Genomic DNA, 12,590 nt, shown 5'->3' on the forward strand with positions numbered 1-12,590 from the left:
GCATGCGCTCTTTGCGCTGCTCGTCGGTCGGCGCCACCCACGCGTGCCAGCCGACCGATTCCACCCACTGGCGGGCGTGAATCCGGGCGTCGATACCGCACCATCTGCACCCGCCTGGCGAGGGAACGCAGCCAGCACGAGCAGACCTCGGAGAGGACATCTCTCCTCCTTCCCACGCCTCTTATCTTCCCTTCCTGCACTGACAATCACACTGAGTGACGAAGCTCGAGGTGTACGCGCATGAGGTTCCTCCACACATCCGACTGGCACCTGGGCCGACGGTTCCATTCAGAAGACCTGGTACCCGCCCAGCGCGTTTTCCTCGACCATCTGGTCGACATCGCACGAACCGAGAACGTCGACGCCGTCCTGGTTGCCGGAGACATCTACGACCGGGCCATCCCCAGCCTTGATGCTGTACGCCTGTTCAACCACGCCCTGCATCAGCTCGCGGATCTGAACGTACCGATCATCATGATCAGCGGAAACCACGACTCCGCCCACCGCCTCGGCGTCGCCTCCGGCCTTCTCGCACGCACCGGAATCCACCTGCGCACCGACCCCGCCACCTGCGACACCCCCGTCATCCTCGAAGATGCCCACGGCCCCGTCGCCGTCTACGGCATCCCGTACCTCGAGCCCTCGCTGGCCCGCGCCCCGCTGGATGCAGAAGTCGTCTCCCACCGTGCCGTGCTGACCGCGGCCCTGGAACGCATCCGCACCGACCTCGCCACCCACCATTCGACCGGCACCCGCTGCGTGGTCCTCGCCCACGCCTTCGTCACCCCCGGCACCGGACAGCCCGAAGAACGCGATAAGGCGAAGGAATCCACCAGCGAACGCGACATCACCGTCGGAGGTATCGCCCATGTGGGCGCCGACCTCTTTCACGGCATCGACTACGTTGCCCTCGGTCACCTGCATGGCGCTCAGTCCGTCACCGACCGCATCCATTACAGCGGCTCCCCTCTGGCCTACTCCTTCTCCGAGGCCCGCCACACCAAGACGATCACTCTCGTCGACCTCACCCCCGAAAAGGCCCCCGCCCTTACCCGCCTGCCCTGTCCCGTTGCCCGCCGCCTGGAGCGCGTCACCGGTTTCATCGACGACCTCCTGACCAACCCCGTTCACGAACCACTGCAAGACGCCTGGCTCGAGGTCACCCTTACCGACACTGCCCTGCCCTTCGAGGCCATGGCCCGCCTGCGCCGCCGCTTCCCCCACACCGCCGACCTCAAGCACCGGCCCGCCCACATCCCCGCCCAGGTCACCTCCAGCACCTACAGCGAACGGATGCGCGGCCGCAGCGACCTCGGCATCACCACCGACTTCATCCACAGCATGCGCGGCACCCGGCCTACCCCTGAGGAACAAGCCCTGCTGCAGCAAGCCGTCGAAGCCTCCCGCCTGAGCGAGCAGCAGAAGGAAACCGTCTGACATGCGCCTGCACTCTCTGCACCTGCAGGCCTTCGGCCCCTTCGCAGGCACCCACACCATCGACTTCGACAACCTGTCCGCCGACGGCCTCTTCCTCCTCCACGGCGACACCGGCGCCGGGAAGAGCACCGTCTTCGCTGCCATCTGCTATGCCCTCTACGGCAAGCCCCCCGGCGACCGTGACCTGCTGCTGCGCAGCCACCACGCTCCCGAAGGCCTCCTGACCGAAGTCACCCTGGACGTCACCCTCGCAGGCCGCCGCCTGCGCATCCGCCGGATTCCTGCTCAGATGCGACCCAAGCGATCCGGTCCAGGCGAGACCCAGCAGAAACCCGAGACCTTCCTCAGCGAGCGGACCACCGACACCACCGGACAGGAACGCTGGGAACCGTTCAGCAAGTCCCACCAGGAAGCCTCAGCCGAGATCACCGACCTGCTGGGCATGAGCCGGGATCAGTTCTGCCAGGTCGTCCTGCTGCCCCAGAACGAATTCACCAAGTTCCTCCACGCCGATGCCCACGGCCGGCGCGAACTCCTCGGGAAACTCTTCCGCACCCATCGCTTCGCCTTCGTCGAACACTGGCTCCACGATCACAGCCGCACTATCGAGAAGGACCGCGGCACCGCCCGCACCGCCGTCCTTAGCCTGGTCGAACGCATCCACCAGGCAGCCGGAACCGACCTCGCGACCGATCACCCCGCACCCACCCCCGAAGACCCCCGCACCCTCACCGAGCCCGCACAGACCTGGGCCCAGGACCTCCTGCATGCCAGCCACAAACACCACGAAAAAACACTCCGAGCAGCCGCCACGGCCAAGACCCACCTGCTCGAAAAGCAGATCCTCGAAGCCGCAGCACGCGACCTCCACCAGCAACAGGCCAGCTACACAGACGCCCGGCGGCAGCTCGACCTGCTGCAGGAACAACAACCACACCAGGCCGCCCTCCGCCAGCGTCGCGACCAGGCCCGCCGCGCCCAGCACGCGGCTCCTCATCTGCATGCCGCCGACACCGCAGCCAGCGACCACGCCGACGCCCAGCGCACCGAACACAGCGCCCGTCACCGCCTGCTGCCTCAGCACGCGGATCTGGACGCCGACCAGCTGGAAACCATCGAGCACACCACCCGCGACGAAGCTGCTGTCCTGGCCGAGCTCATCTCCGAAGAGGACACTGTCCGCCGGCTGACCGTCCAGCTGGAGCGCATCGACGCCGAACGGGATGACTTCGCCACCCAGCAACGCACCTCCCAGGACTGGCTCGACCAAGAGCCCAGCATGCGCCGCGACCGCGAGGCACGGCGTGAAGCCGCCCGTCAGGCCGAACAGGAAGGCCGACGTCATCACGACGTCCTGGACGACCTCAAGACCCGCATCGAAGCCGCCAAGCTGCGCGACACCCACCTTGCGGAAGTCGCCAAGGCCGAACAGCGCCTGGTAAAGGCGCAAGAGATTGCCACCCTGGCCAGCCAGGAGCACCTCGACATCCGCCGGCGGCGCACCGAAGGCATGGCCGCCGAGCTAGCTGCCACCCTCACTGACGGCATTCCCTGCCCGGTCTGTGGGTCCTGCATCCACCCCGTTCCCGCTGCCGCCCAGGACGGGCAGCCCACACGCCAGGACGAACAGGACGCCGAAACCGCCCACGAGCGAGCCAACACCGCCCGGGACGCCGCCGCGGCCGTCCTGCACGGCCTGCGCGAACAAGCAGCCGTCGCGACCGGTGAAGCGGGCGACACCTCACTGGCCGACCTGCAGACCCAGCGCGCCACACTCAACGCCGCCCTAGCCGACGCTCTGGCCCGGGCTGCCGACCAAGGTGCCGTGCAAGAAGAACTCCACGCGCTCGACACCGAGCACACCTACCACACCGAGCAGCACCGCACCGCAACCGCCGGTCTGTCCGCCCGCAACGCCGACTACGACACCCTCACCGTGCAACTCGCCGAGTTGACCACCAAGCTCACCACAGCCCGCGGCACCCACCCCACCGTCGCCGCCCGCGCCGCCGAACTCACCCGCACCGCCGACCACCTCAAGGAAGCCGCCCAAGCCTCCCGCACCCTCGCCACCGCGGCCCAGACCCTCAACCACCGCACCGAGCAGGCCCTCCTCACCGCGAAGGAGCAGGGATTCGACACCCTGGCACTCGCCCAGCAGGCCCTCCTTGACGGCGAAACCCTGCGCGTCATCGAGGAAGAGATCGCCCAATGGCGCGAGAACTGCGCCGTCCACACCGCGGTCCTCCAAGACCCTGCCCTGCAGCAGGCCGCCGTCCAGCCCCCCGCCGACACCGGCGCAGCCACAGCAGCCCGTGCGGCCGCCGACGATCAGCACGCAGCGGCCACCGCCGCCGCCGATGCCGCCCGCACCCGCACCCAGGACCTCGCCACACTGGCCACCGACCTCGCGACCGCCGTCCAGCGACTTCAGCCACTCGAACAGGCCTACAGCACCGCACGCCACCTGGCCGAACTCGTCACCGGCACCTCAACCAGCGCCCGCGTCCGCATGCAGCTCGAGGCCTACGTCCTGGCAGCACGGCTCGAAGAAGTCGTCACCGCCGCCAACACCCGCCTGAACATCATGTCCGAAGGCCGCTACACCCTCTCCCACTCCGACCACCAAGCCCCCCGCGGCGCCCGCTCCGGCCTCGGCCTGCAGATCACCGACTCCTGGACCGGCCGCCCCCGCAAGACCGACACCCTCTCCGGCGGCGAGTCCTTCTTCGCCTCCCTCTCCCTGGCCCTCGGACTGGCCGACGTCGTCACCCACGAATCCGGCGGCAACCCCCTCGACACCCTCTTCATCGACGAAGGCTTCGGCACCCTCGACGAAGACACCCTCCACAAAGTCCTCGACGTCCTCGACTCCCTGCGCGCCCACGACCGCACCGTCGGCGTCATCAGCCACGTCCCCGAACTACGCCGCCGCATCCCCCACCGGCTCCACGTACGCAAGAACCCCACCGGCTCCACCCTCGCCCACCTGACCGAAGCAGCCGAATAGCCTGACACCCCCCAAGCAGAGAGGACCGGGCAACCCGTCCCCTCTGCTCTGCACCAGTCGGCCGACCCGTTGGAGCGGTACTCACATGCCCGAGATCGAGCTGCGCCCGCACCAGCAGGAAGCCGTCACCGCCGCCGTCAAAGCACTGCGCGTCCATGCCCGGGCCACCGTGGTCGCCGCCTGCGGCACCGGAAAAACCTTCATCGCCGCCCGCACCACAGCCCGCCTCACCCCACAGGGCAGGACCCTGGTCCTGCTGCCCACTCTGGACCTGCTGTCCCAGACCGCCCGTTCCTGGCACACCGCCGGCCGCAAAGGCACCATGGTCGCCGTCTGCTCGGCCAGGCAGGCCTCCGACCACATCCCGGCCGGCGACCTGCCCATGACCACCAGCCCCGCCGAGCTCACCGCCCTCACCAGCACCGGCGGACCGGTCACTGTCTACGCCACCTACGCCTCCCTGCCCGCCGTCGTCACCGCCCACCAGACCCACGGCCTTCCTCCCTGGGATCTGCTGGTCGTCGACGAGGCCCACCGCACCGCAGGCCGCCTCGGCAAAGCCTGGGCCGCCGTCCACCACGACAACCAGATCCCCGCTCACCACCGCCTCTACCTCACCGCCACCTCCCGGATCTGGGACGCCGACGCAGAAGCCGACCGAGACGGGGACGCCGACACCGTTGCCTCCATGGACGACGAAACCCTCTTCGGACCCGTCGCCTACCGCCTCACCCTCTCCGACGCCATCGACCTCGGCCTCCTCGCCGACTACCAGATCCTCGTCCCCGTCATCGACGACACCACCCTGCGCGACTGGCTCGCCACCGGACCCGGCGCCGGCGTCGACGGCCTGCGCCTCGCCGGCCGCCAGGTCGCCGTCCTCAAAGCCATCCACGACCACAAACTCCGCCGCGTCCTCACCTTCCACCACCGCGTCCAAGACGCCCGCGTCTTCGCCACCACCCTCCCCGACACCGCCGCCGCCCTCCCCACACACCTGCAGCCCGACGGCCTGTGGTCACAGTGGATCAGCGGCACCCACCCACCCCGTGTCCGCCGCCGCATCCTCCTCGACTACGCCACCCACACCCATCCCGAACAACCCGCTGTCCTCGCCAACGCCCGCGTCCTCGGCGAAGGCATCGACGTCCCCTCCATCGACGCCGTCGTCTTCGCCGACCCCAAGAACAGCCCCGTCGACACCGTCCAGGCCGTCGGCCGCGCCCTACGCCAACAACCCGGCGCGAACAAAAAAGCCACCCTGATCGTCCCCGTCTACCTCACCCCCGACGAAAACCCCGACGACCTCCTCGGCGCCGACGCCTACACCCCCCTATGGCGCACCATCCAAGCCCTCCGCGCCCACGACAGCCGCCTCGAAGCCCGCCTCGCCGACCCCCGCACCCATCGCCCCACCCTCACCGGCGAACCCGGCACCTGGCTCCACTTCGAACGCCCCACCAACGCCGACGAAGTCGCCCTCGCCCTCACCCTGCGGGTCCTTAAACCAAAAAGCGCTGAATGGCGCCGCGGCCTGGCCTCAGCCCGCCGCTACCACCGCACCCACCACCACCTCGACATCCCTCAGGCGTACGAGGACCCCGCCGGCTACCCGCTAGGACGCTGGATCACCTGGCAACGCCACCTCCACAACCAAAACGCCCTCGACCACGCCCGCACCCACGCCCTCGAGCAACTCGGCATCATCTGGAACCCCCGCCAGCAAGCATGGGACCGCGGACTCACCCACGCAGCCGCCTACGCCACCATCCACGGACACCTCGCCGCCCCCGTCGACCACCATGACCCCGACACCGGCTTCGCACTCGGCCGCTGGCTCGCCACCCAACGCAAGCGGGCCAACCAGCTCACTCCCGCCCGCACGAAGGCCCTGGAAGAACTCGACCCACACTGGAACCCACCCTGGCCGCTGACATGGCAGCGCATGTATCACGTAGCACGCCACCACGCACAAGCCGGACACACACTCACCGCCATCCCACGCCACTTCCACACAGACAAGGGCGAACGCCTGGGGGAGTGGCTGCACACCCAGCGCACCCACCCACCCGGAAACCCGCAGCAGCTAAGCCTGCTGGCTCGCCTGAACGCAGGCACAACAGAGGCGGACATCGCTCCGCTCCCGCGCCGCAGCCCTGGGACCCGAGAGCACAACTTCCAACAAGGCCTCAAAGCACTCGCACAGTTCCACGCCCGGGAAGGACATTTCGACGTGCCCCAGCGACACATCGAACAGCTTCCCTCCGCAGCCGTACGTCTCGGACAGTGGCTCAGCAACATCCGACGCCGCCGGGACCGCCTAGCCCCCGACCGCCGACAGGCACTCACAGACATGGGGATCACCTTCGCCCACATACCAGAAGCCTGAGAGGCCAGTCAGACCCTCGTGGCTGCGGTGCGAGGGGACGAGCACGCCCGGCTCCGTCTCCACCGGTCTATGAACAAAGACCGAATCAGCTGGCCTGTCATCACGGTCCAGCTGGGTACTGTCGGGCACGACGGCTCCTTACCAGTCGTCATGCCCCGGGCGCGGTCGGTACTGCCTCCCGGGGCTCTGTCGACAGGGTGGGATTCGCGTGATGGGTAGGCCCTTAGATCACCCAGGACGCAGGGTTAGCCAGGCAGGAAGAGATACCGATGACCTACCAGCCACCTACCGCGTTACCGCCGGACCTTCTCGCCGATGACGACGTCCAGCGTGCGCTGGGCGCCCACGACTTCGGCCAGGTCTTCCGCATCGCACGCGAGAAGGCCGGCATCAGCTACTCGAAGATCGCCACCGAGTGCGAGATTAAGCCTGAGCGTGTCGGGCAGCTCGCGCGCGGTACCGGGCGCATCACCACCTTCGAGAAGGTGGTGCGGATCGCGGATGCCCTACGCATCCCGGGCCGCATGGTCGGTCTCGCTTCCCGGCCCTGGGAGGCGGAAGTCGCTCCTGCGCCGAGCACGACAGGACCCTCCTTGCACCGCCGCACCGTCCTCCAGGTCGCCACCGCCGGTGGCCTGGCCGCCGCCCTTCCCGCTCTCCAGCAGCCCGACGCTCCGCCCGCCCGGATCACCGGCTCCTACGTCGACCGTCTCCACGAGCGCACCGCCCGCCTCCGCCGCCTCGACGACATCCTCGGCGGGGCTGACACCTTCAAGGTGTACCTCGGCGAAGTGCAGCGGACGAAGGCGCTGCTGCGCACCGGCTCGTTCTCGGACACTTCCCGTCAGCGGCTGACATCGCTCCTCGCGGAGCAGGCCCAGCAGGCAGGATGGGCGGCCTTCGACGGCGGCCGCGGGCGGGATGCCGCGTCCCTCTACCAGGAAAGCCGGACTTACGCCCGGGAGGCGCAGGCAGGCGACCTCTACTCGAACTCCTTGGCCTTCCTGGCGTACGGGACGCTCGGGAAGGACCGTCGGACGGCCGTCTCCTTCGCCGAGGAGTCCTGCGCCACGATCACCGACAGCACGCCGTCCAGCGTGCGCGCCCTGCTGTACGAGCGGCTGGCCTGGGCCTGTACCGTGGACCACCAGCCTGCCGACACCGACAGGGCGCTCCAGGCCGCGCGGAAGGCGCTGGAGGAGGCGCCGGACGGAGAGCCCCAGCCGCACTGGTCGGCGTGGGTGGATCACCAGGAGCTGGACATCATGACGGGCCGCTGCTGGACGGAGCTGAAGCGCCCGCTCCGCGCCGTTCCGGTGCTGTCCCGCGCCCTCCAGACCTTCCCAGACGAGCACGCACGGGACAAGGCGCTCTACCTCTCCTGGCTCGCCGAGGCGTATGTCACGGCCGGTGAGGTCGAGCAGGCCGCCGCGACCACCCGCCGCGCTCTGGAACTCGCGACAGGCGTGGCGTCGATCCGGCCCAGACAGCGGATCGACGTCGTGCTCGCCCGCCTGCGCCCGTACGGCGACGTGGCCGAGGTACGCGAAGTCCTGGAGGCTGTCAGTCCCTAGCGCTTCGGTGGGACTTCGGCATCTGGATGGGGCGACGCCGGGCGGCTGGAGGGCAGCGGTACCCAGGAAGTGATCGCGTTTTCCCCTGCGTGGCCCCTCCTGTTTCAATACCCCGCTATCCGTACGGAGGGGGATTGTGGTGAACGAACAGGCGAAGGCAAACCTCGAGCGTGACCGCTTTCTGAGCCTGGTCAGCAACCGGAGCCCGCACTGGGCCGTCAAGGGCCATGCAGTGCGTCTGGTCAAGGATGGGCAGCTGTCCTACACGGCCCACGCCTCCACATACGAGTGCTCCAGCAGACAGCTGACTCCGCAGATCGTCTTCACGGTGCGGGACTGTGGAACAGAGAAGATGAAGCGGATCGTGCGCACTCTGCCGTTGGCGGACGGCGCTGTCGTCCACGCCAAACCGCTGGACGACAGCACCGCCCGAATCGCAATCGTCAGCCGGCCCTTCCCCCGCACGGTACGTATCAGAGCGATTGACTGGGTGGAGCGCACCTATGGACTGCTCCGTCCTGCCATCGAGGCGTCCCTGAGCGCGCTCATGCAGCCTGCCAGCACCCCCGACGTACAGCCTGCGGGGCAGGTGTCGGAGCGCTCCCAACCTGGCGGGTCCTGCCCGGTCTGTGGCCAGCCCCGCCCCTCCGGCTACGTCCGACACCAACGGTGCGAAAGGGCAGCCGCCGGTGCGCCGGAGGTTTCGGAGCCTGTGCTCCCGGCTCCATGGAGCCGCTACCGGGAACTCGTCGCCCGCGTCGAGCACAACGAGGTTCCTGGCCAGCGCACACAACGCACGACCAGCGTCCCAGTGCGCCGGGAATCGGCCAGAGAGGCCGTCCTGGACCGCTGCGGCGGCCGGTGCGAGAACCCAGGATGCTCAGGCATGCCGTCCGACGTCACCGACGCCGGGAAGCCGATCCTCGAAGTCGATCACGTTCGACCGATCGCCGAAGAGGGCAGGGACCACCCGGAGCAGATGGTGGCATTGTGCCCAAACTGCCACGCCGTCAAGACGCGTGGCTCCACTCGGCACGAGTTCCAGCAGACTTTGTTCAAGGTCGCCCGTACAGCCCATCAGCGAGCCATGGCCGGCTAGCGCTCCGGCAGAACCCTGACTCCCGCTGCCCGGCAAGAAGTCCGTTCGGGCGGAGGGGGGACAGCTGGAGGGCTACCCTTCGGGGCTGCTCACAGAGTCGCGGATCCACTCCTTGCACCGCTCGGCCCCGGACACGATCGGGACGGCGCACACCTCCGGATTGTCCCAGGGGTGCGCCTCGAGGAGGTAAGCCTCCAGCCCGGGGTACCGGTCGGCCGTCGTCTTGAGGAGGATCTGCCACTCCTCGCCGGTGCCGTACTCGCCGAGGTGCCAGAACACGGACTTCACCTTGGCGATCTGCGCCCCGGCGGCGAGCCGCTTCTGAACGGCGCCACCCGCAAGGGCGGTGGCCTGCTCTTCGGTCTCGGTGGCGGTCGACACCTGCACGTAGTCAGTCATGCCGCGAGCCTAACCACCGGCCCCTGCTCCCAATAGATCACTCCCGCTCAACAGCCCCACAGGGGAGCATGGTTGAAAGCTGTGAACCCCCCACCATGGGTCCCCCCGGACGGTCTAGTTGCCGACGCCACGTCGGGATGTACTCCCGGCATGACCGTACTCACCGAGCGCACTGCACCGACACCCGACGGCATCAACCCGTCCCGGGCCCGCGACGTCGTCCGGGCCCTCTACAACCGCCCGCCGCTCACCGCCGCGGACCTCAGCGCGCCCCTGCTGTCCCTGCCCGACGGCGCGCCGGAGACCTCGCTGCCCGGCGCCGTCCAGTTCGCCGACGTCCCCACCACGATGGCCCGCTGGGCCACCCTCGGCATCCGCGGCGTGAAGGTCTTCGCCTTCGGGCACGACCGCGACAGGGTCGCGGCCGGCGCCACCGCCCCCGGCAACCGCATGGTCCGCACCGTCCAGGCCGTGAAGAGGGAGACGCCCGCCACGGCCGTCACGACCGAGGTGTGCGGCTGCTCGTGGACCGACCGCGGCCAGTGCGTGCTGCGCACCGACGCCGGTGACATCGACCTGGAGGGCACGTACCGGCTCATGGCCACCATGGCCGTCATGCACGCGGAGGCCGGCGCGGACTGTGTCTCTCCCACCGCGATGCTGGACGGCTCGATCCGCGCCGTCCGCCAGGCCCTCGACGAGGCCGGGCACCGCGACGTCGGCGTCAACCCTAACGTGGCCGTCCACACCAGTCTCTACGGCCCCTTCAAGACCTTCATGCAGACCGACCCCCGGTCCGGACACCGCCGCGGCCTCCAGCTCGAACCGGGCCGCGCGCAGCAGGACACCCTCCTCCAGGCCCGCCGCTGGATCACCGAGGGCGCCGACTCCCTCACCCTCCAGCCCGTCATGACCACCGGCGACGTCCTTGTCCGGCTCCGCGACGACCAGAAGGTCCCGCTCGTCGCCTACTCGACCTCGGGGGAGTGGGCCGCGCTCCAGGCCCTCGGCACGGCCGGGATGGTCGAGTACCTGGCGATGCTCGTGAGGGCCGGCGCGGACCAGATCCTCACCTTCGCCGCCGAGACCGTCGCCGAGCACCTGGAGGCCCGCCGTGCGTGACATCCCCCACCAGCGCCCGCCGCAGCTCGACGCGATCCTCGAAGACGCCGCCCACGCAGGCTTCGCCATGTCCTGCGAAGACCGCACCGGCAGCCTCCTGGCCACCCTCGCCGCCTCGAAGCCGGACGGCCGCTTCCTGGAGCTTGGGACCGGCGTCGGCGCCGGCGCCGCGTGGCTGGCCTCCGGCATGACCCCCGGAGCCCGCCTCGTCACGGTGGAGGCCAACGCGGCCGTGCAGGCCATCGCCCGCCACCACCTGGCCGACGACGCCCGGATCGAATTCGTCCACGCGGACGCGGACGACTGGCTCACCCAGGAAGACGGCCTGTTCGACCTCGCGTACGTCGACTGCCGGCCCGGGAAGTACCTCCGGCTGCCCGATCTCCTGACCCTGCTCAAGCCCGGCGCCCTGTATGTCGTGGACGACATGCTGCCCCAGGCGACGTGGCCGGACGACCATCAGCCCCGGGTGGACGACTTCCTCGAACGACTGCCCGAGGTTCCCAACTGGCGCGCCACGCACATGAGCTGGGCCTCGGGCCTGGTGGTCGCCGCCAGAATCTGACGGTCTATCGTGCGTGCATGGCTCCTGATCTGATCCGCATCGTCTCCCGTGATTCGCCGATGGCTCTCGCCCAGGTGGAGCGTGTCCGTGTCGAGCTGGCCGCGCTCCACCCGGACGTGGAGACCACCGTCCTGCCGGTGAAGACGACCGGTGACAAGTGGATGGGCGACCTGTCCCAGGTCGAGGGGAAGGGCGCCTTCACCAAGGAGGTCGACGCCGCGCTCCTCGCCGGTGAGGCCGACCTCGCCGTGCACTGCGTGAAGGACATCCCAGCAGACCGGCCCCTCCCGGCCGGCACCACCTTCGCCGCCTTCCTCAAGCGCGACGACATCCGCGACGCCCTCATCCACCTGGGCGGCCTCACCCTCGACCAGCTGCCCGCCGGCACCCGGATCGGCACCTCCTCCGTCCGCCGCATCGCCCAGCTCGCCGCATCCCACCCGCACCTGGACTGCGTCCCCATGCGCGGGAACGCGAACAAGCGGCTGGCGAAACTGGAGGCCGGAGAGGCCGACGCGCTGCTCCTGGCCGTAGCGGGCCTGGAGCGCATCGGCCGCACCGATGTCATCACCGAGACCCTCCCGGTCGACGTCATGATCCCGCCGATCGGCGCCGGCGTTCTCGCGCTCCAGTGCCGCGAGGGCGACACCGGCCTCATCGATCGCGTGAGCGGCCTCGGCGACCACGACGCCTACCGGGAGACCCAGGCCGAGCGGATGTTCCTCCACGTCCTCCAGGGGCACTGCAACTCCCCGATCGCGGGGTACGCCCGGGTCGAGCGCAACGGCGAGCTGTCGCTGCGGGCCACCGTGTTCTCGCCCGACGGCAAGGTCATGCTCCACGCCCACGAGTGGGCTGGCCGACTTGACCCCGCCACCCTCGGTACCTCCGTCGCCGTGGCCCTCCTGCGGCAGGGCGCGCGCGAGCTGATCGACGGCATTGCTCACTGAGCGGCCCACCCGGTCCGCTACCGGGCCCCCTATCGGCACCGCGAG

9 protein-coding genes are annotated in these 12,590 nt (G+C 69.4%); 8 read left to right on the forward strand and 1 reads right to left on the reverse strand.

Annotated features, from left to right (window positions below; translation table 11 throughout):
• Window positions 1-240: 240 nt before the first annotated feature.
• The 5 genes from ACFY7E_RS26975 (at window position 241) to ACFY7E_RS26995 (ending at window position 9,509) form a co-directional block, all read left to right on the forward strand.
• The gene (locus tag ACFY7E_RS26975) at window positions 241-1,437 is read left to right on the forward strand and encodes an exonuclease SbcCD subunit D (RefSeq protein WP_389489159.1); all 1,197 of its coding nucleotides are present in this window, start codon (window positions 241-243) and stop codon (window positions 1,435-1,437) included.
• A 1-nt stretch (window position 1,438) separates the two neighbouring features.
• Window positions 1,439-4,447 carry an AAA family ATPase gene (locus tag ACFY7E_RS26980; RefSeq protein WP_389489161.1) on the forward strand — a complete coding sequence of 1,003 codons (3,009 nt, stop codon included), beginning with the start codon at window positions 1,439-1,441 and terminating at the stop codon, window positions 4,445-4,447.
• Between the two features lie 85 nt (window positions 4,448-4,532).
• The gene (locus ACFY7E_RS26985; protein WP_389489164.1) at window positions 4,533-6,836 is read left to right on the forward strand and encodes a Helicase associated domain protein; all 2,304 of its coding nucleotides are present in this window, start codon (window positions 4,533-4,535) and stop codon (window positions 6,834-6,836) included.
• Between the two features lie 269 nt (window positions 6,837-7,105).
• Entirely contained in the window at window positions 7,106-8,410 is a 1,305-nt protein-coding gene (locus ACFY7E_RS26990) for a helix-turn-helix domain-containing protein (protein WP_389489166.1), read from the forward strand.
• Window positions 8,411-8,546: 136 nt separating this feature from the next.
• Window positions 8,547-9,509, forward strand: coding sequence for an HNH endonuclease (locus ACFY7E_RS26995; RefSeq protein ID WP_389489168.1), 963 nt, complete (start codon window positions 8,547-8,549; stop codon window positions 9,507-9,509).
• A gap of 72 nt (window positions 9,510-9,581) precedes the next feature.
• On the opposite strand, the gene cutA is transcribed toward ACFY7E_RS26995, so the two are convergent.
• On the reverse strand, window positions 9,582-9,908 hold the full coding sequence (cutA, locus tag ACFY7E_RS27000) for a divalent-cation tolerance protein CutA (RefSeq protein ID WP_383439254.1): 327 nt from the start codon (window positions 9,906-9,908) through the stop codon (window positions 9,582-9,584).
• Window positions 9,909-10,058: 150 nt separating this feature from the next.
• Between cutA and ACFY7E_RS27005 the strand changes: the two genes are divergently transcribed.
• Genes ACFY7E_RS27005 through hemC form a run of 3 tightly spaced genes read left to right on the forward strand, consistent with a single transcriptional unit; the run spans window position 10,059 to window position 12,545 of the window.
• Window positions 10,059-11,030, forward strand: coding sequence for a hypothetical protein (locus tag ACFY7E_RS27005; RefSeq protein WP_389489172.1), 972 nt, complete (start codon window positions 10,059-10,061; stop codon window positions 11,028-11,030).
• On the forward strand, window positions 11,023-11,595 hold the full coding sequence (locus ACFY7E_RS27010) for an O-methyltransferase (protein ID WP_389489174.1): 573 nt from the start codon (window positions 11,023-11,025) through the stop codon (window positions 11,593-11,595). Before ACFY7E_RS27005 ends, ACFY7E_RS27010 begins: the two co-directional genes overlap by 8 nt.
• Before the next feature lie 17 nt (window positions 11,596-11,612).
• Complete coding sequence (gene hemC, locus ACFY7E_RS27015) at window positions 11,613-12,545, forward strand: hydroxymethylbilane synthase (RefSeq protein ID WP_389489177.1); 933 nt, start codon at window positions 11,613-11,615, stop codon at window positions 12,543-12,545.
• The last annotated feature ends 45 nt before the right edge of the window (window positions 12,546-12,590 follow it).

Origin of the sequence: Streptomyces sp. NPDC012825, from assembly GCF_042900925.1 — a bacterium.
Lineage (GTDB): Bacteria > Actinomycetota > Actinomycetes > Streptomycetales > Streptomycetaceae > Streptomyces.

What these genes read in the sequence shown, in the direction of transcription:
- ACFY7E_RS26990 (WP_389489166.1), top strand. Translation starts at nt 7,106, where the DNA reads ATGACCTACCAGCCACCTACCGCGTTACCGCCGGACCTTCTCGCCGAT.
- cutA (WP_383439254.1), bottom strand. Translation starts at nt 9,908, where the DNA reads ATGACTGACTACGTGCAGGTGTCGACCGCCACCGAGACCGAAGAGCAG.
- hemC (WP_389489177.1), top strand. Translation starts at nt 11,613, where the DNA reads ATGGCTCCTGATCTGATCCGCATCGTCTCCCGTGATTCGCCGATGGCT.
- ACFY7E_RS26975 (WP_389489159.1), top strand. Translation starts at nt 241, where the DNA reads ATGAGGTTCCTCCACACATCCGACTGGCACCTGGGCCGACGGTTCCAT.
- ACFY7E_RS26985 (WP_389489164.1), top strand. Translation starts at nt 4,533, where the DNA reads ATGCCCGAGATCGAGCTGCGCCCGCACCAGCAGGAAGCCGTCACCGCC.
- ACFY7E_RS26980 (WP_389489161.1), top strand. Translation starts at nt 1,439, where the DNA reads ATGCGCCTGCACTCTCTGCACCTGCAGGCCTTCGGCCCCTTCGCAGGC.
- ACFY7E_RS27005 (WP_389489172.1), top strand. Translation starts at nt 10,059, where the DNA reads ATGACCGTACTCACCGAGCGCACTGCACCGACACCCGACGGCATCAAC.